This is a genomic window from Saccharibacillus sp. WB 17 (assembly GCF_008634075.2).
GTDB lineage: Bacteria > Bacillota > Bacilli > Paenibacillales > Paenibacillaceae > Saccharibacillus > Saccharibacillus brassicae.
Map to the genome: position 1 here is coordinate 173,630 of NZ_VPFK02000015.1, position 17,673 is coordinate 191,302.

General features: G+C 58.7%; 17 protein-coding genes, 1 pseudogene and 1 riboswitch. Of the genes and pseudogenes, 5 read left to right on the plus strand and 13 right to left on the minus strand.

Annotated features, from left to right (window positions below; genetic code table 11):
* Window positions 1–114: 114 nt before the first annotated feature.
* A riboswitch (cobalamin riboswitch) is annotated at window positions 115–298 on the minus strand.
* Between the two features lie 206 nt (window positions 299–504).
* Together FTE24_RS08035 and FTE24_RS08040 are read right to left on the minus strand one after the other, a co-directional pair.
* On the minus strand, window positions 505–729 hold the full coding sequence (locus FTE24_RS08035; RefSeq protein WP_141448975.1) for a hypothetical protein: 225 nt from the start codon (window positions 727–729) through the stop codon (window positions 505–507).
* A gap of 71 nt (window positions 730–800) precedes the next feature.
* A complete protein-coding gene (locus tag FTE24_RS08040) occupies window positions 801–989 on the minus strand; it encodes a hypothetical protein (protein WP_150231522.1) in 189 nt (62 codons plus the stop codon).
* Window positions 990–1,212: 223 nt separating this feature from the next.
* Here FTE24_RS08040 and FTE24_RS08045 point away from each other — a divergent pair, with 223 nt between their 5' ends.
* Window positions 1,213–2,217, plus strand: coding sequence for a lipoate--protein ligase (locus FTE24_RS08045; RefSeq protein ID WP_141448973.1), 1,005 nt, complete (start codon window positions 1,213–1,215; stop codon window positions 2,215–2,217).
* Between the two features lie 75 nt (window positions 2,218–2,292).
* Window positions 2,293–3,093: a Cof-type HAD-IIB family hydrolase gene (locus tag FTE24_RS08050; RefSeq protein ID WP_150231524.1), complete on the plus strand. Its 801-nt coding sequence runs from the start codon at window positions 2,293–2,295 to the stop codon at window positions 3,091–3,093.
* 158 nt (window positions 3,094–3,251) lie between these two features.
* Here FTE24_RS08050 and FTE24_RS08055 read toward each other — a convergent pair whose 3' ends face one another.
* Window positions 3,252–3,557, minus strand: a complete 306-nt coding sequence (locus FTE24_RS08055) for a hypothetical protein (protein ID WP_150231526.1) — start codon at window positions 3,555–3,557, stop codon at window positions 3,252–3,254.
* An 87-nt stretch (window positions 3,558–3,644) separates the two neighbouring features.
* Entirely contained in the window at window positions 3,645–4,427 is a 783-nt protein-coding gene (locus FTE24_RS08060; protein WP_150231529.1) for an MBL fold metallo-hydrolase, read from the minus strand.
* A gap of 151 nt (window positions 4,428–4,578) precedes the next feature.
* Here FTE24_RS08060 and FTE24_RS08065 point away from each other — a divergent pair, with 151 nt between their 5' ends.
* Window positions 4,579–4,785, plus strand: a complete 207-nt coding sequence (locus FTE24_RS08065; protein WP_150231531.1) for a hypothetical protein — start codon at window positions 4,579–4,581, stop codon at window positions 4,783–4,785.
* Window positions 4,786–5,469: 684 nt separating this feature from the next.
* Here the strand turns inward: FTE24_RS08065 and FTE24_RS08070 are convergent.
* The 4 genes from FTE24_RS08070 to cysT all read right to left on the minus strand — a co-directional run bounded on the left by FTE24_RS08070 (window position 5,470) and on the right by cysT (window position 9,549).
* On the minus strand, window positions 5,470–6,768 hold the full coding sequence (locus tag FTE24_RS08070; RefSeq protein ID WP_237401690.1) for a sulfate ABC transporter substrate-binding protein: 1,299 nt from the start codon (window positions 6,766–6,768) through the stop codon (window positions 5,470–5,472).
* A gap of 78 nt (window positions 6,769–6,846) precedes the next feature.
* Complete coding sequence (locus FTE24_RS08075) at window positions 6,847–7,914, minus strand: ABC transporter ATP-binding protein (RefSeq protein ID WP_150231533.1); 1,068 nt, start codon at window positions 7,912–7,914, stop codon at window positions 6,847–6,849.
* Window position 7,915: 1 nt separating this feature from the next.
* Window positions 7,916–8,713: a sulfate ABC transporter permease subunit gene (locus FTE24_RS08080; protein WP_150231535.1), complete on the minus strand. Its 798-nt coding sequence runs from the start codon at window positions 8,711–8,713 to the stop codon at window positions 7,916–7,918.
* A 2-nt stretch (window positions 8,714–8,715) separates the two neighbouring features.
* Entirely contained in the window at window positions 8,716–9,549 is an 834-nt protein-coding gene (gene cysT / locus FTE24_RS08085) for a sulfate ABC transporter permease subunit CysT (protein WP_141448966.1), read from the minus strand.
* Between the two features lie 236 nt (window positions 9,550–9,785).
* Between cysT and FTE24_RS08090 the strand changes: the two genes are divergently transcribed.
* Window positions 9,786–10,187, plus strand: coding sequence for a secondary thiamine-phosphate synthase enzyme YjbQ (locus tag FTE24_RS08090; protein ID WP_141448965.1), 402 nt, complete (start codon window positions 9,786–9,788; stop codon window positions 10,185–10,187).
* Between the two features lie 61 nt (window positions 10,188–10,248).
* A pseudogene (locus FTE24_RS08095) lies at window positions 10,249–10,766 on the plus strand (PD-(D/E)XK nuclease family transposase).
* A gap of 110 nt (window positions 10,767–10,876) precedes the next feature.
* Here the strand turns inward: FTE24_RS08095 and FTE24_RS08100 are convergent.
* The 5 genes from FTE24_RS08100 to FTE24_RS08120 all read right to left on the minus strand — a co-directional run bounded on the left by FTE24_RS08100 (window position 10,877) and on the right by FTE24_RS08120 (window position 17,615).
* Entirely contained in the window at window positions 10,877–11,479 is a 603-nt protein-coding gene (locus tag FTE24_RS08100; protein WP_150231537.1) for a TetR/AcrR family transcriptional regulator, read from the minus strand.
* 5 nt (window positions 11,480–11,484) lie between these two features.
* Entirely contained in the window at window positions 11,485–12,117 is a 633-nt protein-coding gene (locus FTE24_RS08105; RefSeq protein WP_150231538.1) for a YigZ family protein, read from the minus strand.
* A 197-nt stretch (window positions 12,118–12,314) separates the two neighbouring features.
* Window positions 12,315–13,670 (minus strand): glucose-6-phosphate isomerase, encoded by a 1,356-nt coding sequence (locus tag FTE24_RS08110; protein ID WP_141448961.1) that lies wholly within the window; start codon window positions 13,668–13,670, stop codon window positions 12,315–12,317.
* Window positions 13,671–13,874: 204 nt separating this feature from the next.
* Entirely contained in the window at window positions 13,875–15,893 is a 2,019-nt protein-coding gene (gene tkt, locus FTE24_RS08115) for a transketolase (RefSeq protein ID WP_150231540.1), read from the minus strand.
* Window positions 15,894–16,145: 252 nt separating this feature from the next.
* A complete protein-coding gene (locus tag FTE24_RS08120) occupies window positions 16,146–17,615 on the minus strand; it encodes a carboxylesterase/lipase family protein (protein WP_150231542.1) in 1,470 nt (489 codons plus the stop codon).
* Between the last annotated feature and the right edge of the window lie 58 nt (window positions 17,616–17,673).

The window sequence follows — 17,673 nt, forward strand, 5'->3', positions numbered from 1 at the left end:
GGCTTCAGGGACGCACGCCAAAAGACCCCGGAGCGCGGGCCTCAAAAAACGGCGCGCGGGGAATCGGAGTCTCGGGCGTACGTGCAAGGAGCGTCTTTCCTCGAAGACGGGACCCGCAATCGGGTCTGCCGGGCAGGTCTCCTGACTCGCGGGGGGCAGCGCGGAATCCGCCTTCTCACGTATGATCGCAATGGCGTTGTGGATTCCTCCCGTGTTACAGTGGCGGGACCGTGCCGGACTTGCACCGGCTTCCCTTTTAACCCGCGGGCTTCGCCTGACCGGAAACGTTCCGTCAGATGTGCCTCGCAGGACCTCGGCAGCTGTACTGTTGCAGTTATCGCCTTTCGATTATAGGGGATAGGCCGGCACCGTGACAACCGCAGCGATGAATAAAAACGACGAAAAAGCCCCGGCTTCTCTCCCTGGGGAGCGAGGCCGGAGCCGTTTGGGCTGCTGTATGGGTGAAATCGTCGCGGGCCTTTTCGGGCTGCCCGCGTATACGGTTTAGACTTTGGGATCCGCGCCGCGGTCGCCGGTATGGCTGGCCGTGCGGTTCTCCTGGTCTTTGAGGCGATTCTGCTGGTCGAGGACCTGGCCTTTGGTCGCTTCGATGTCCGAAGGAACGTTTCTGCCGCTGCCTTCCACTTGGTTCTCCACAAACTTTTTCAACTCGCCGCCCTGATCGTTCGCTTTTTTCTGTTCGAGCAGTTCTTTGGCTTTGTCGTCCATGTCGGTCAACCTCCTGGCTGCATTTCAGTAGTTGGGTTCTGTTCGTCGTCGCTCGCGTTTGCGGTCGCTGCTTACCTGCGCATATTTTGCTGGTCTTTGAGCCTGTTCTGTTGATCCATGCGCTGGTCTTTGGTCGCTTCTACCCGGCTTGGTCCCGCGGACTCCGCCGTTTCGACCTGATTCTCGACAAAATGCTTCAATTCGCCGCTGTGATCATGATCTTTTTTGTGATCCAACAGGCTTTTGGCTTTGTCATCCATCCTGTTCAACCTCCTTCATCCGCCGGCCGCTTGCGCGTCCGCCGCTGTTTGGCGTTGGGTCGGGATACGTATGTATTACCCGCCACCTGCCGCATCAAACGAAAAAAGTGTTTTTTCCCCGTCCTCAATCGGTCGCAAAGACTGGTCTTGGACGATTTGTTTGGTTTACAATAAGAGAGGTTAAAATGAGAGGCGAAATCGACTCGAAACGGGAGGCCATACCATGCTTTTTATCGACAATCAGGGCATTCACGATCCGCGAATCAACCTGGCGATCGAAGAATTCGTGCTGCGTCATCTGCCGATGGACGGCGACAGCTATTTGCTGTTCTACATCAACGAACCGTCGATCATTATCGGCAAGCACCAAAATACGGTCGAAGAGATCAATGCCGAGTACGTCAAAGCGAACGATCTGCACGTCGTGCGCCGTTTGTCCGGCGGCGGCGCGGTCTACCATGACCTCGGCAACCTGAATTTCAGCTTCCTGACCCAGGACGACGGCCAATCGTTCCACAATTTCCGCAAATTCACCGAACCGATGGTCGAAGCGCTGCACGATATGGGCGTCGAAGCCCAGCTGTCCGGCCGCAACGATCTTCAGGTCGGCGAACAGAAAATTTCGGGCAACGCCCAGTTTTCGACGCGCGGACGCATGTTCAGCCACGGTACGCTCATGTTCGATTCCGAACTGGACAACGTGCATTCGGCGCTCAAAGCCAATCCCGAAAAGTTCAAATCGAAAAGCACCAAGTCGGTCCGCAGCCGCGTCGCCAACATCTCGGAGTTCATGAACGAGAAGCTGACGATGCAGCAGTTCCGCGACAGCATTTTGCGCCATATTTTCAACGTGGAGCCAAATGAAGTACCGGAGTACAAACTGACCGAAGAAGACTGGAAAAAGATCCATGAGATTTCCGAAGAACGCTATCGGAACTGGGATTGGAACTACGGCCAGTCGCCGGCCTACAACGTCAAGCACGCGAAGAAATTCCCGGTCGGCATCATCGACCTGCGCATGGACGTCAACAACGGTCATATCGAAGACATTACGATCTTCGGCGACTTTTTCGGTGTAGGCGACGCGTCCGAAGTGGCAGCCCTGCTGCGCGGCAAACGGTACGAAGAATCGGACGTTCGCGCGGCGCTCGAAGGCGTGGACCTGAAGCATTACTTCGGCAGCATCGAGATGGACGACTTTGTCGGGCTCGTCTTTTTGCAGGACTGAACAGGCACGGAATCCAGACTGTATCATAGACCACACAGATCAACAGCATAAACAGACAGAGACGGGAGAGAAACCATGACTTACAAATTGATTGCGATCGATATCGACGACACCCTGATCAACGACGACAAACAGGTCACCCCTGCTACCCAGGCTTCGCTGGAGGAAGCGGTAGCCGCCGGCGTGGTCGTCACGCTCGCGACGGGCCGCGCTTACGCGTCCGCCAAGCAGCTCGCCGCCCAGACGGGGCTCAACGTGCCGATCATTACGTATCAGGGCGCGCTGGTCAAAAACCTGATCGACGGCAAAGTGCTGCTGGAACGCCATGTGCCGGTCGAAGCGGCGCTCAAGCTCGGCAAATACTGCCTGGACCACAATCTGCACCTGCAAACGTACATCGACGACAAACTGTACGCGCGCGAAGAAAACGAAAAGCTGATCGCTTATTCGCAGCTGAACAATACGCGCTTCTACCTGGAGCCGGATTTTGAAAAACTGTTCTCCCAGCCGACGCCGAAAATGCTCATCATCGACGATCCCGACTTCCTCGACGAGCTGGCTCCCAAGCTGCACGAACTGCTCGGCGACCAGGTGCATATTACCAAGTCCAAGCCGCATTTCCTGGAAATTATGCACCACGAAGGCACCAAAGGCCACGCGCTCGCTTTCCTCGCCGACTACTTCGGCTGCTCGCTGGAAGAAACGATCGCGATCGGCGACTCCTGGAACGACCACGAGATGCTCGAAGCCGCCGGCCTCGGCGTCGCGATGGGCAATGCGATCGAACCGCTCAAAGCGATCGCCGATTTCATCTCGCTCGGCAACAACGAAGACGGCGTCAAAGTCGTGATCGACAAGTTCGTGTTCGGCAAATAACAGGCGGCTTCGCCTTGCAGGATGGATCAGAATCTATATGCGTATATAAAAAAAGCCCGGGAGCTTCCGCTCCCGGGCTTTTTGTTCGTCTTTTTTTGCGAAGAACAGCTCATAAACAAATACGAAACCGTTCGCTCAACGTACGGCAGGCGCAGCGCCTACTCTTCCGTATGCTCCGCTTTTTTCTCATGATTCAACTTGTCCAGACCCGGTTCGTCGATCGCGCTTGGCGACTGCGTTCCGGCATGATCTTCCTGAATATCCGCGGCCGCCTGGGCCATGCGGGGATCAACTTCTCCCGGCACGTTGCCGACGTGGGCGTCCGGACGTTCTTCGCTCGGCGTCTCGGCTTCGATCGTGCGTTCTTCCATCGATCCGTCGTCTCGCAGATTGGTCGTCTCGTCTGCGGTCGGATCGGGCGATTCGTGGTTTCTTTGTCCTTTTTCTTCATTCGGTTCCAACATGATAAAATCCCTCCATAATTTGAATTTTTCGTCTGGATGCTCGCTGCGCGGCCTGGCGCCGACCGGCTTCCCGTCTTCCGCCGGCCGCTACCGCTTCAGTTCCGCGACCGTTCCCGTGCTTGCCGCCGAGACGTTCGGAGGCAGCTCCGGCAGCCGGTTCAAATCGACATCGTGCGACATATGCGTATACAGCGTCCGAGCCGGGCGAACTTCGCGGATCAGCTCGGCCGCTTCGCGCATATCGTACACGGAACGGGTCGAATAGTCGGCGTCTTCCTGCACGAAACTCGTTCCCAGCACCAGCAGATCGGCGCTGCGCATCGGTTCGATCTCCTCGCGGGACAGTCCGATCGAGTCGGGGCAGTAGACCCAGGCGAAGCTGTCTTTTTCAAGACGGTATGCATACGAATACCCGTTCTTGCCGTGATTGACCCGCCAACCGAAAATGTTCCACCCTCCGAGCGTCAATCCGTCCCCGATCTCCCGCAGGTCCAAATTCCGGTCCAGCCACGGGTAACGGTCCCGAATCGCTTCCAGCACTTCGCCCGGCGCATACAAAATCCCCCGCGTTCCTGTCCATCGGCATTGGTCGGCCCATTCCCACAGCCCGCCGATATGATCGAAATGCGGATGCGTCACCAGAACGGTCTCCACCGTACGGATGCCCCGCGCTTCCATCTGCACCCGCCAATCCGGCCCGCAGTCGATCAGGAACCGGCTGCCGCCGCTTTCTTCCACCGCGACCATCGACCGCAGCCGGCGATTGACGCCTGTCGTTCTCGCTTCTTCGCAGACGCCGCAGTCGCAGTACACGCGCGGCACGCCCATCGCGTCGCCCGTTCCCCAAAATACCAACCGATCTTCCGCCATTGTGCTCACCTTCCTTGTCTGTCCCGGCTTCGCGCCGCTTCTCCCTTGGATTATACCCCGATTTTCCGGCTTCAAAAACAATCCGCAGCAGACGCCCAAGCCTCACTCCGGTATAATAGGAAGTATCCATTTTCGCTATGAAGGAGACTCCATGAAAAAATTCGTCACATCCAAAGCCGTCTGGATTCCGTTCGCACTCGTTCTGGTCCTCGGCCTTGTGCAAAATTACAACTCCGGCGCAAGTCCGGTATCCGTCCTCACCTCTTCCCTCGTCGCCGCCGTCATCGCGGGCGTCGTGATCGGCGGCGTCATCTACCTGATGTTCGAACTCAGCGGCATGCGCCGGGGCAGGAAATAAAAAGCGCACGGTTACGCGCCGCCGGGCCTCCGCATGTACGCAAAAGCGCCAGACCCGGGATCTTTCCCGAGCCTGGCGCTTTTTGGCATGAATACGACTTTAGGGTCTGTTCGCGGTATCGTCGTTTGCTGAAAAGAGGCGCTGCCGAAGTCAGACGCTGCCCACGATACCCAACATAAGCCGGATGCCCGCACGTAACGGAGCCGCCAAACCCAACGGACCCGCGTCAACCCTGCTTCGGCCCGTCTAACGAATCCTGAGCACGCTATTCCGGATTTTTCAGCCTTTTTCAAAATCCAACGAATCGTCATATCGCTAATCGCGCTCCATCGTCACTTTTGCCTCCAAATGAGCCGAATAACGCTATGAGGATTCGTTACAATCCGAAAAAGGCCGTAAACGCCTAATTAGCGATACAAGGGTTCGTTAGGCTCCACTCCGCCGTTGAACTTGCCCTTGGCGCTGCGGCACGCCAGCCCTCCCTTGAACTCGGGCCCTTGAACTTGCCCTTGGCGCTGCGGCACGCCAGCCCTCCTTTGAACTCGGGCTCTTGAACTTGCCTTCCGCCCTCCCCGAAACGGGTGAGCTGATTTCGAATTGGAGCGACTTTCGGCTTTCCTCCTCTTCCTCTAATTCCTTATTCCAATCAAAGAGGAGGAAAACGACCCGGAGCGACAATCGAAATCAGCGAACCCCCGCCAATACCTCATACCAAACCCCGCGCTTCGAATACAGCTTCTCTCTCACTTCGCTCCAACCGCCGAGATAGCCGATATCGAACAGTCCCGGCGGCTCCGGGTAATCCGCTTTGAACTCCGCATAGACGGAAGGTTCCGTCGGCCGGAAGCCGTTCTCGGCGAACACGCGCTGTGCCTGAGGCGACCAGAGGAAGTCGAGGAACGCTTCGGCGACGTCGCGTGTGCCGTGCTTGTCGACGTTCTCGTCGACGACGGTGGCCGGGTTCTCGATCAGGATCGTGTCGTCCGGCACGACCACTTCGTAGGTCGCACCCTGCTTGATGCGGGCGACCAGCTCGTTCTCGTAGGTGACGAGCGCGTCGCCGACGCCGTATTCGAACGCCGCCATCGAGGCGCGGCCGCTTTTGTCGAGCGATTCGATATTCGCGTGGACCGACTGCAGGAACGCTTTGGCAAAAGCCGGATCTTTCCGGCCCGTCTCGCGCTCCGACTCTTTGAGGCCCGCGCCGTAGATCGCGTTGATGTCCCATTGGGCGCCGCCCGACGTCTTCGGGTTCGGATACAGTACTTTGACGCCGGGCTTCGCCAGATCGGCGAAGCTGCGAATGCCGAGCGGATTGCCTTCCCGCGTGCCGATGACGGCGACGGAACGGGTAATCATCCCTTTTGCCGGCTTGTCCTTCCAATTCTCGCTGACGAGGCCGGCTTTCGTCAGCTTGTCGATATCGCCTTCGAGCGACAGCAGCGTGACGTCGGCTTCGAACCCGCCGACGATCGCGCGCGCCTGAGTACCCGACGCTTCGTACGATTCCTCGAACGTGACCGTCTGCCCCGTTTGCGCTTTCCATTTTTGCTGAAACAGCGGAATGATGTCCTGCACGGAATCTTTGACGACGCTGTAGGCGCCGATCACGAGCGTCACGTCGCCCTGCGGCGCTCCGCCGTCTCCGGCTTCGGCCGAAGGGCTCTGCGCCCCGCAGCCGGCCAGCAGGCCGCCCAGCAGGGCAAGCGACGCCGCAAGCGCCGGCAGCTGCTTGCGCAGGCCGCCCAAGCGGCGCTTGACGCCGGCCGGGCCGCTTGCGTTCGCTTCCGGCGGCCCTGCGCCGTTCGCCGCCGCCGCACTCTGTCCGCGCCGATTCTCCGCTGCGCCGGCTTCGCTCGCCGCCGACGCCTCGCCGCCGCTCTCTATCGCCGCTGCGCCGAACCCGCTCGCCGCCGTACCTCCGGCCGCAAGTTTTTCACGCAGGATGTTCCTGCCCTGTCCACGTCCAAGTTCGCGTTTCATCCGCTTCACACCCTTGTCTAAGATGCGGCTTCGGCCCCGATCTCCGCTTGCGCCGCCCGTTATGGTCTTCCGGACCCGTCAGATCATCATCGACATCGGGTCGGCTTTGTACCGGTTCTCGGCGATCCAGCTGCGCTGCTCGTTGTACAGGTAGGCGCGGTGCACCATGACGCGCACGGGATCGCCGATTTGCAGCGGCTCCTTCTCCAGCGAACGGTACGTGATCAGGCGCTGCTCGCCGACCTGCACCTCGACCAGCCACTGGCTGCCGCGGAAATGCAAATGGCGCACGACGCCTTCTTCCGTCGCCGACAGCAGCGCAAACTCGCTCGGACGGCCGACTTCGACGTATTCGGGACGGATCAGCGCGCGCGTGCCGTCGGTTTGGGCGGCCAGATCGAATCCGTGCAGCCTGACCGCATGTTCGATCTGCGTCGATTCGCCGATGAACGACGCGACGAACGGCGTGGCCGGCTCTTTGTAGATGTCCCACGGCGTGCCTTTTTGCTCGACCTGCCCCTGGCTGATGACCATGATCTCGTCCGCGACTTCGATCGCTTCGTCCTGGTCGTGCGTGACGAAGATCGACGTGATGCCGACGCGCTCGATCAGCTCGCGCAGCCACGAACGCAGCTCCTGACGGATCTTGGCGTCGATCGCCGCGAACGGCTCGTCGAGCAGCAGCAGCTGGGGCTCCGGCGCAAGCGCCCGTGCAAAAGCGACCCGTTGGCGCTGTCCGCCCGACAGCTGCTGCGGATACCGCTGCTCGAAGCCTTTGAGTCCGGTCAGCTCGACCAATTCCGCGACCCGCTCGCGGATTTGCGCTTTGGACGCTTTTTGCACCTTGAGGCCGTACGCGATATTTTCCTGCACCGTCATATGTTTGAACAGCGCGTAGTTCTGGAACACGAAGCCGATCCCGCGCTCCTGCGGCGGCAGGGCGTTGACCTTTTTGCCGTGGAACAGAATCTCGCCGGCATCGGGGCTTTCCAGTCCCGCCAGCATGCGCAGGATAGACGTTTTGCCGCCGCCGCTCGGACCGAGCAGCCCGATCAAATGTCCTTTTTGAATATCGAACGAGACGTCTTTTACCGCGTGAAAACTGCCGAAATGCTTGTCCAGCCCGCGAACCTCCACATGCTGCATCCTAATGCACTTCCCTTCTTTTCTTCGTCCATTCCATAAGCAGCAGCAGACCCGCCGAGAACGCCGCCAAGATCAGCGCCACTCCGCCGGCCGCCGCGATATTGAAGTTTTCCACGTCCTGGTACACGAGCGTCGTCGCCGTCTGCGTCCGGTTGATGATATTGCCCGAGACGACGAGCACCGCGCCGAATTCGCCCATCGAACGCGCGACCGTCAGCACCGCGCCGTAAGCGACGCCCCAGCGGATCGACGGCCAGGTCACGCGGCGGAACGTCGTCCAGCCGTAGGCGCCGAGCGTGGCCGAAGCCTGCTCCTGGTCGTCGCCGATTTCTTCGAGCACCGGCATAATTTCGCGCACCATGAGCGGAAACGTCACGAACAGCGTCGCGATGACCATGCCCGGGAAAGCATAGACGATATTGACCCCGATGTTGGCAAAAAAAGCGCCGATCGCCGTATCCGGTCCGACCAGCAGCACGATCATCAGGCCGCCGATCACGGGAGATACCGCATAAGGCAGATCGACGATGCTGTTCATGATGCCGCGCAGCCGCCGGCCGAGCCATTTGCCCCGCACGAGATAGAGCGCGGTCATGATGCCGAAGAGGCCGTTTAGCACCGTCACGCAGAGCACGACGAGACCGGTCATCATGAGCGCGTGCAGCGCTTCGGGCCGGCTGATCGATTCGACGAAGCCTGTCCAGCCGTTCGAGAACGCGCTTTGCACCATTTTGGCCAGCGGTGCGACCAACAGGACGGCGAACACGAGATAAGTCAGTAGGATCCACAATTTTCTCATCGTCACGCTCTCCCTCCCCGACGCTGCACCCTGTTAATGAACCAAAGGATGAGCAGCGACAGCGTCAGCAGCAGCACCGATACGGCGGCCGCGCCGAGATTGTTGTCGCTCTCGACTTCCCCGTAGATGAACACGGAAGCGGTGAGCGTCTTGGCCGGAATATTGCCCGCAACGAGCACGACGGCTCCGAACTCGGCCAAGGCGCGCGAGAAGGCCAGCATGGCGCCTCCCACGATGCCCGGCGCGATCTGCGGCAGGATGACCCGGAAAAAGGTCGCCGCGCGCGACGCTCCGAGCGTATACGAAGCTTCTTCGGCCGAAGCGTCCATCTCTTCGAGCAGCGGCTGAATCGCGCGGATCACGAACGGAAACGTCACGAACACCATCGCGATTACGATTGCCGGCTGGTGAAATACGATCGTAAAGCCCAGCTTCTCCGCGATGCCGCCGACCCAACTGTTCGGACCGAGCAGCAGCAGGATCATCAGTCCGCCGACCGCGGTCGGCAGCGCGAACGGCAGGTCGACGAGACTGTTCAGGATCGCCCGTCCGTGGAACCGGTAGCGGACGAGCACCCAGGCGATCATCGTGCCCAACAGCACGTTGATGATCGTCGCGATCAGCGCGAGTCCCAGCGTGAGCAGCACCGCTTTCCAGGCGATTGGATCGGCGATGCTTTCCCAGAACGGCGCCCAGCCGTCGGTGAACGCATAGACGTAGACGCCCGCGATGGGAAGCACGATCAATACGACGAAATACAGCAGGACCGTCGTGCGAAAACCGTAGGTCCAGCCTTTGTGACGCAGCCATGACGTTTGCACCGGATATTCCTCCATTTGGAAGCGGCCGGCGCCCTAGAGATCTCGTACGCCGGAAAAGCTTCATCGCATTATTCCCATTAGTCTACTCGGTTTAACTTACTGCATAATGTAACAGGGTTAACGACCAGCGTCAATCACCTTTTTACCAAAAGGAAATAAACGCCAGGGCAAACAGGCAAACGATTGCCGGGTATATAAAGAGTAAACGAAGCGCGACGGCGCAAATCCGCTTATCCAAGGAGGTTATCGTTATGCTGCATACATTTGAACTGTCCACATCCCGCCGGGACGAGATCGTCGATATTACGCCGCGGGTCAAAGAATTGGTGCGCCAAAGCGGCGTAACGAACGGGATCGCCATGGTCTACTGCCCGCACACGACCGCCGGCATCGCCATTAACGAAAACGCCGATCCCGACGTGAAGCGCGACATCCTGATGATCCTCGACGAAGTGTATCCGTGGGAACATCCCAAATACCGCCACGCCGAAGGCAATACCGCCGCGCATCTCAAAGCGATTACGTGCGGTTCGTCGCAGACGATCATCGTGGAAAAAGGCAGGCTGCTGCTCGGCACGTGGCAGGGCATCTATTTCTGCGAATTCGACGGTCCCCGCTCGCGCACGTTCAAAGTGAAAATTATGGAAGGTTAGCCTCAAACTCTCCATATCCCTGCCCCGCACTTTCTTTTATAATAAAAAGAAAACGGAGCTGATGCCTTTGGAACTGCTCGATCCGCGCAACGATTTTTTGTTCAAACGTATTTTCGGAAGCGAAGAGAACCGGGACGTGCTGCTTGCTTTTCTCAATCGAACGTTTACCGAATCCGGACAGCCTCCGCTGCGCGAAATCCTGCTGTGGCCATGAACGAACCGAAATTGAAAAAAGCGATGACGGCTCTGGAGTTTCTGAGTCAGGATAAGAAGTTGAGAATGGAGTACGAAGACCGCCAGAAGTTTCTGCGCGATCAGGCATCCATGATGGATGCGGCCAAAAATGCGGAGATCTACGGATTCAAGGCGGGAATGGCAAAAGGCATAGAGCAGGGCATTGAGCAGGGCATCGAGCAGGGCGTGCAAAAAGGCATCGAGCAAGGTATCGAGCAGGGTGTGCAAAAAGGCATCGAAGACACGGCCCGGCGGCTGCTCAAAATGGGACTGCAGCCGGCGGAAGCGGCCGAAGCGACAGGTTTGACGCTCGAACAGGTCGAGCGCCTGCGAAACGAGCCGTAACGACACGGCGCCTACTACTGCGATTTGGCAAACAAAAAGAGCCTTTATCCAAGGGATAAAGGCTCTTTCTTTTTCGCAACGACGCAGCGAAGCGTTCTTTTGTTAATTGTTCACAGCCTTGAAGCAGGCAGATGCAGGTGGGCGCACAAATTGCGCACATGATTGACGGCTGCCGGCCGGATTTCTTCGAAGGTCGCTTTTTCCTGAATGTAGTACGAGACGAACCCGTGCGCGGACAGGAACAGGCTGAGCGGAATGCTTTTGAGCGAGTCTTCCGTATGCAGCCCTTCGCTCAAGTGTCCGCGGACGATGGAAGCGAACAAGTCCAGACACCGGCTCTGTTCGCTGCGGCAGTAAGCCAGCAGTTCTTCGTCGCGCGTCATGAACATGATCTCGTACTGGTGCGGATGATCCAGCCCGAAACGGATAAATTCCAGCAGCAAAAGCTCGGTGCGCGTGAATTCGTCGATCTCCGGCCCGCTCATCACGCCGTTCAGGCAGCTTGACAAATACCCGAAATCTTCGATCACGATGGCGTAAAACAGTTCCGCTTTTTCTTTGAAATGATAGTAAAGCGAACCGTGGCTGTAGCCCAGATGCTGTCCGATACTGCGCATGGAAATGGCCCGGTATCCTTTGGTGATGAACAAATGTCTGGCCGCCTCAAGGATTCGCTCCCGCGACAACTCCTGCTCTACTGCTCTTCTCGCCATAGTCGTTATTCCCCTTCGATGTAGTAAACGGAGTCCCCTTTCGCGATGTCGGCCTGACCCTGCGTCAGATCCGTCATCCAGGAGACGAACGGCTCGGCTTCGCCCGCAGGCGGCAAACAAAGAACGGTCACTTTATCCGTGAACTGCGTCTCGCCTGTCCGCACTTCACGGCTTCGCAGTTCGTTCTCGACTTTGCCGTGCCACGTATAGTCCAGCGTGACGAATACCTGCGTATGCAGCACGCGCGTAATCTCGTCGCCGGCTTCGACCGCCGCCACGGCACCGTCCGCATAAGCCCGGATCAAGCCTCCGGCGCCGAGCATGATGCCGCCGAAGTAACGGGTAACGACGACAACCACGTTTTTCAGTCCCCGGTTTTTGAGCACTTCCAAAATAGGCTTGCCCGCCGTTCCGCTCGGTTCTCCGTCGTCGGACTGCTTTTGAATTTCATCGCGCTCGCCGAGCAGGTAAGCCGAGCAGTTGTGGGTAGCGCCGCGATGAAGCTTTTTGATTTCGTTAATAAAAGCGTTCGCTTCTTCTTCATTCTCGACAGGACGAATATGACCGATAAAACGCGACTTGCGAATCACGATTTCTTGCTGCCCTTCTTGTCTGACCGTTTTGTAGCGTTCCAACATGGATGATTCGAACCTTCCTTATAGTAGAAAGCAGTTCCCCATCTTCTGCATACGCCATAAACGCGATGCACGCGGGTGAACTGCTTTCCTCTGTGGGTTCCGGTGAACCGCCGAAGCGAATTAACCGGTGGTTATTCTCTTATTAAAACAGGAATTCACGTTGCCGTAAAGATTGATGTCAGAATTATTCCGCATAATTATTCGGACAGGCGCGATTCCAATTCCGCTTTTTCTTTTTCGAAGCCCGGTTTGCCGAGCAGCGCGAACATGTTTTTCTTGTACGCTTCGACACCCGGCTGATCGAACGGGTTCACGCCCAGCAGGTAGCCGCTGATGCCGCACGCTTTCTCGAAGAAGTAGACGAGGTAGCCGAACGTATACGGGCTGAAATCTTTGATGTTGACGATCAGGTTCGGTACCTGTCCGTCCGTATGCGCAAGCATCGTGCCCTGGAACGCTTTTTTGTTGACGAAATCCATCGTTTGGCCTGCGAGGAAGTTCAGACCGTCCAGATCGTCCGCATCTTCTTCGATCGTGATCTGCTCGGACACGTTCTCTACCTGAATGACCGTCTCGAAGATGTTGCGGCTGCCTTCTTGAATGAATTGGCCCATCGAGTGCAGGTCGGTCGAGAAATCGACGGAAGACGGGTAGATCCCCTTGAAGTCTTTGCCTTCGCTTTCGCCGAACAGCTGCTTCCACCATTCCGACACGAAGTGCAGCGAAGGCTCGTAGTTCACGAGGATTTCCGTACCTTTGCCTTTGCGGTACAGCGCGTTGCGGACAGCCGCGTACTGGTACGCTTCGTTCTCGGCCACGTTCGGGTTCGAGAACTCGTCCGACGCGTCTGCCGCGCCCTGCATCATGGCGTCGATGTCCACGCCGGCAGCCGCGATCGGCAGCAGGCCGACGGCTGTCAGCACGGAGTAGCGTCCGCCCACGTCGTCCGGAATGACGAACGATTCGTAGCCTTCTTCGGTCGACAGCTTCTTGAGCGCGCCGCGAGCGGTATCCGTTGTCGCATAGATGCGTTTGCGGGCTTCTTCTTTGCCGTATTTTTTCTCAAGCGCCGCGCGGAAAATACGGAAAGCGATCGCCGGTTCCGTCGTCGTGCCGGATTTGGAGATGACGTTGACGGAAAAGTCTTTGCCTTCGACCAATTGCAGCAGATGCGACAGGTACGTCGAGCTGATGCTGTTGCCGGCGAAGAACACCTGAGGCGTCTTGCGCTGGGATTTGTCCTGTACGTTGTAGAAGGAGTTCGTCAGCATTTCGATCGCGGCGCGTGCGCCGAGGTACGAACCGCCGATGCCGATTACGATCAGCACTTCGGAATCGCTCTGGATTTTCTCCGCCGCTTTTTTGATCCGGGCGAATTCTTCCTTGTCGTATGCTTTCGGCAGGTCGATCCAGCCGAGGTAATCCGAACCTACGCCCGTTTTGTTATGCAGCTGTTCGTGGGCGAGCTTGATCGGTTCCGCGAAGTAGTCGATTTCATGCTGTCCGAAGAAACCCAGTGCTTTGCTGTAATCGAAATGAACGTTTTTGGCCATCGTATAAAACCTCCTCGAATATTTGCGTGCTTCAAACCGTTTTGACGAATCAAAATCATGGAATAAAAAAGCCCCTGTCGTCATCCGGCCGGAGTCCATCACCGGATGCGCTCTTTCGCACGGACGCCGCAGGGGCGATAAACTTCGCACTCCCTGCCTGCCGCTTCGAAAAAGCGTCAGGCGGATCGGGAGATGCGCTCTGTATTAGTTAAGCAGTTCCTTGACTTTGGACACGACGTTCTCCGGCGTGAATCCGTACTCTTCCATCACTTTGCCGCCCGGAGCCGAAGCGCCGAACGTGTTGATGCCAAGAATCGCGCCGGCATCGCCGACATAACGTTCCCAACCGAACGGGCTCGCCATTTCAACGGCCAGACGGGCTTTGACTTCCGGCAGGATGACGGAATCGCGGTAAGCTTTGTCCTGCTGTTCGAACAGGTCCCAGCTCGGCATGCTGACGACGCGAACCTGGATGCCTTCTTCGGCAAGCTTGGCTTGCGCTTTGACAGCCAACTGCACTTCAGAACCGGTCGCGAGAATCTGGGCGGCAGGCTTGCCGTCCTTCGCGTCGGAGACGACGTAAGCGCCGCGCGCCACGCCTTCCCATGCGCCTTCGACCGAACCTTCCAGAATCGGCAGGTTTTGACGGGTGAGAACGAGCGCCACCGGGTTTTTCTTGTTTTGCAGCGAGTAAGCCCATGCCGCCGAAGTCTCGTTGGCGTCGGCAGGACGGATCACCGTCAGGCCCGGAATGATGCGTACGGAAGCGAGCTGCTCGATCGGTTCGTGCGTCGGGCCGTCTTCGCCTACGGCGATGCTGTCGTGCGTCAGCACGTAAGTGACCGGCAGTCCCATCAGGGAAGCCAGACGGATCGCCGGACGCAGGTAGTCGGTGAACACGAAGAACGTGCCGCCGAACACTTTGATGCCGCCGTGCAGGGCGATACCGTTCATCGCTCCGGCCATGCCGAATTCGCGCACGCCGTAGTAGATGTTGCGTCCCGCGCGTTCCTGCGGCGTGAACACGGTGATGTCGTTCAGGTGGGTCATCGTGGAGCTTTCCAGGTCGGCCGATCCGCCGAACAACTGCGGAATGCGGTGCACGACGCCGTTCAGCGCTTTGCCGGAAGCGACGCGGGTCGACATTTCTTTGTCGCCTGCCGCGTACTTAGGCAGTTCTTCGTCCCAGCCGATCGGAAGGTCGGCATTGAACGCCATCAGGAATTGAGCGGCAAGTTCCGGGTTCTGGTTCTGGAATTGCTCGAACTGGTCGTCCCAGATTTTGTTCGCCAATTCGCCTTTTTCTTTGACTTTGGCGAAATGCTCGCGAACTTCGTCCGGCACGTAGAAGTTTTCTTCGTAGACCCAGTTGTAGAATTCTTTCGTCAGCTTGGTCTCGTCGGAGCCGAGCGGCGATCCGTGAGGACCGGCGTGGCCGCCTTTGCCCTGCTTATTCGGGCTGCCGTAACCGATGATCGTTTTGACTTCGATCAGCGTCGGACGTCCCGTATCCATTTTGCCCTGCTCGATCGCTTTCGCGAGAGCGTCGACGTCGTTGCCGTCTTCGACGCGCAGAACCTGCCAGCCGTACCCTTCGAATCTCTTCATGACGCTGTCCGTCAGCGACAGGGAAGCTTCGCCGTCCAGCGTGATGTCGTTGGAATCGTACAGCATGATCAGTTTGCCGAGCTGCATATGGCCGGCCATCGAAGCCGCTTCGTGCGAGACGCCTTCCATCAGGTCGCCGTCGCCGCAGATCGCGTACGTGTAGTGGTCGATGATCTTGAAATCGGCCTGGTTGTAGACGGAAGCGGTATGCGCTTCGGCGATTGCCATGCCGACCGCCATTGCCACGCCCTGACCGAGAGGTCCGGTCGTTGCGTCAACGCCCGCGGTATGACCGTGTTCCGGGTGGCCCGGCGTCTTGCTTCCCCATTGGCGGAACTGTTTGATCTCTTCCATCGGCAGATCGTAACCCGACAGGTGCAGCAGGCTGTAGAGCAGCATCGAACCGTGTCCTGCGGACAGCACGAAACGGTCCCGGTTCACCCAGTTCGGGTTGGACGGGTTGTGGTTCATCGTCTTGGCGAAAAGCTGGTAACCCATCGGCGCCGATCCCATCGGCATGCCCGGATGACCGGAGTTCGCTTTCTCGATCGCGTCGATCGAAAGGGTCCGTACCGTAGCAATCGACAAATCGTCGATTTTAATATTGTTAGCCATGTTCTAATATCCTCCTCGGTCGTTTCCGGCAGAACCGGAGACGGATTGTGAAGACTCCTGTTGTCCAGTATATCACTTTGAAATATTCATTTCCATAGGATTCGACACAAAGCCGGAAATTGAAGCCGCCGCGAAAAAAGAAACGCTTGATCGCGCCCTCCGCCTACATCTTCCTTTACCCGGACTGCCGCTCCCGTATTCGCGCGGCGCCGAACCTTTTTGCGCCGCACGGCTCTCTTTTTCCCAAGAACGCTACAGGGCCGCTCCGAAGATCCGCTCGCGCTTCTCCCGCTGCGGATCGTTCTCCGGGACGGCCGTCATGCCGAACACCATCGTGGTCCGGCCGTCTTCGGCGTAAGGCGCCCACGGCAGCGCGCCGGTCGACGGATCGCCGGCCTTCGCAAAGTTCTGCCACGCTTCGCGCATCGCGTCCGACAGGTTCTGCATAACCGGTTCGAGGCGCACGCCCATGCGGGGCAGCAGCACCAGATTGCCGAATACGAACGGAATCTCGACGGCATGCATCGCGGCTCCGAAGAACGGATGGCCCGGCAGCGTCCAGTCGAAGCGGTACATCCATACCGGAGCATGCCGGGACTGCGCCTCGGCGAACGCCAGCGCGGAGCGCCAGAAGTACAGGTCGGTCATCATGTCCGCCTGTCCCGCAAGCGTCGGCGGATACTCTTTCAGCCATTCGGTGACGTCTTCCTGGCCCGTCATCGCGCGCAGCGTATCGATCAGCGCTTCCGGCGCCATCACCTGCGATTCGTCATGGAAAAAGAATACGCCTTCGTCGCGATTCGTCCCGACGATCAGCGGAATGCCCGCCGCGGACCCTTCGGCTACGGCCTGCAGCGGCTCGACCGGGAGCGTGCCCGGTTCGACCGTCGGCTGGAACGGCAGCGCGACGCCCGCGCTTTCGGCTTCGCTGCCCATTTGCGCGGCGGCCGCAAGCAGTTCTTCGGCGCCGAGCGTCTTGAGGCGCTCCAGATTGCCGCCGTCCACGCCGAGCCGGCGCAGGAAGCCGGCCGAGATGCTTTCGGCCTGGGCGGCCGGCAGCGATTGGGCGGCTCCGCTTTGCAGTACGGCCCGGTGGAACAGGCCGCGGGCGGCGGGCATCGCCAGCAGCGCGGCGATGCTCATCGCGCCGGCCGACTCGCCGAACAGCGTCACGGCGTCCGGATCTCCGCCGAAGGCCGCGATGTTGGCGCGCACCCATTCCAGCGCGCATACCTGATCGAGCAGTCCCGTATTGGAATCGAATTCTTCGCCGAGCGGGGAGACGTGCAGGAAGCCGAGCGCTCCCAATCGGTAGTTCAAGGAGACGACGATGCAGTCTCCCCGCAGGGCAAGCTGCGTGCCGTCATAGAGCGGAAGGCTTGAAGCGCCGGATACGAAAGCGCCTCCGTGAATCCAGACCATGACCGGAAGCGCCGAGCCGGCAGGCTCCGGGGCCCAGACGTTCAGGTAGAGGCAGTCTTCCGACATCTCTACGGCGTTCGAACCGAACAACGACGTTTCCGGCGGAGCGGGCTGCGGGCATAGCGGACCGAAGGCCAGCGCGTCGCGCACGCCTTCCCAGGCTTCCGCAGGCTGCGGAGCGCGGAAGCGAAGGTCGCCTACCGGCGGCCGGGCGTACGGAATGCCTTTCCAGGCGCGGGCCCCGTTCACGACCGCGCCTCGAAGCGTGCCTTGTTGCGTAACGATCTCTGTATATTCCATTGTCTCTCCTGCCTTTCGCGCATCTCTCGTCTGAGGTTCACCTGCTGCTTCCATTTAA

Coding starts and splice junctions, on each gene's coding strand:
- FTE24_RS08060 (WP_150231529.1), bottom strand. CDS start 4,427: ATGGCGGAAGATCGGTTGGTATTTTGGGGAACGGGCGACGCGATGGGC.
- cysT (WP_141448966.1), bottom strand. CDS start 9,549: ATGGAGGAATATCCGGTGCAAACGTCATGGCTGCGTCACAAAGGCTGG.
- FTE24_RS08045 (WP_141448973.1), top strand. CDS start 1,213: ATGCTTTTTATCGACAATCAGGGCATTCACGATCCGCGAATCAACCTG.
- FTE24_RS08070 (WP_237401690.1), bottom strand. CDS start 6,768: ATGAAACGCGAACTTGGACGTGGACAGGGCAGGAACATCCTGCGTGAA.
- FTE24_RS08075 (WP_150231533.1), bottom strand. CDS start 7,914: ATGCAGCATGTGGAGGTTCGCGGGCTGGACAAGCATTTCGGCAGTTTT.
- FTE24_RS08090 (WP_141448965.1), top strand. CDS start 9,786: ATGCTGCATACATTTGAACTGTCCACATCCCGCCGGGACGAGATCGTC.
- FTE24_RS08035 (WP_141448975.1), bottom strand. CDS start 729: ATGGACGACAAAGCCAAAGAACTGCTCGAACAGAAAAAAGCGAACGAT.
- FTE24_RS08100 (WP_150231537.1), bottom strand. CDS start 11,479: ATGGCGAGAAGAGCAGTAGAGCAGGAGTTGTCGCGGGAGCGAATCCTT.
- tkt (WP_150231540.1), bottom strand. CDS start 15,893: ATGGCTAACAATATTAAAATCGACGATTTGTCGATTGCTACGGTACGG.
- FTE24_RS08105 (WP_150231538.1), bottom strand. CDS start 12,117: ATGTTGGAACGCTACAAAACGGTCAGACAAGAAGGGCAGCAAGAAATC.
- FTE24_RS08050 (WP_150231524.1), top strand. CDS start 2,293: ATGACTTACAAATTGATTGCGATCGATATCGACGACACCCTGATCAAC.
- FTE24_RS08065 (WP_150231531.1), top strand. CDS start 4,579: ATGAAAAAATTCGTCACATCCAAAGCCGTCTGGATTCCGTTCGCACTC.
- FTE24_RS08080 (WP_150231535.1), bottom strand. CDS start 8,713: ATGAGAAAATTGTGGATCCTACTGACTTATCTCGTGTTCGCCGTCCTG.
- FTE24_RS08055 (WP_150231526.1), bottom strand. CDS start 3,557: ATGTTGGAACCGAATGAAGAAAAAGGACAAAGAAACCACGAATCGCCC.
- FTE24_RS08110 (WP_141448961.1), bottom strand. CDS start 13,670: ATGGCCAAAAACGTTCATTTCGATTACAGCAAAGCACTGGGTTTCTTC.
- FTE24_RS08120 (WP_150231542.1), bottom strand. CDS start 17,615: ATGGAATATACAGAGATCGTTACGCAACAAGGCACGCTTCGAGGCGCG.
- FTE24_RS08040 (WP_150231522.1), bottom strand. CDS start 989: ATGGATGACAAAGCCAAAAGCCTGTTGGATCACAAAAAAGATCATGAT.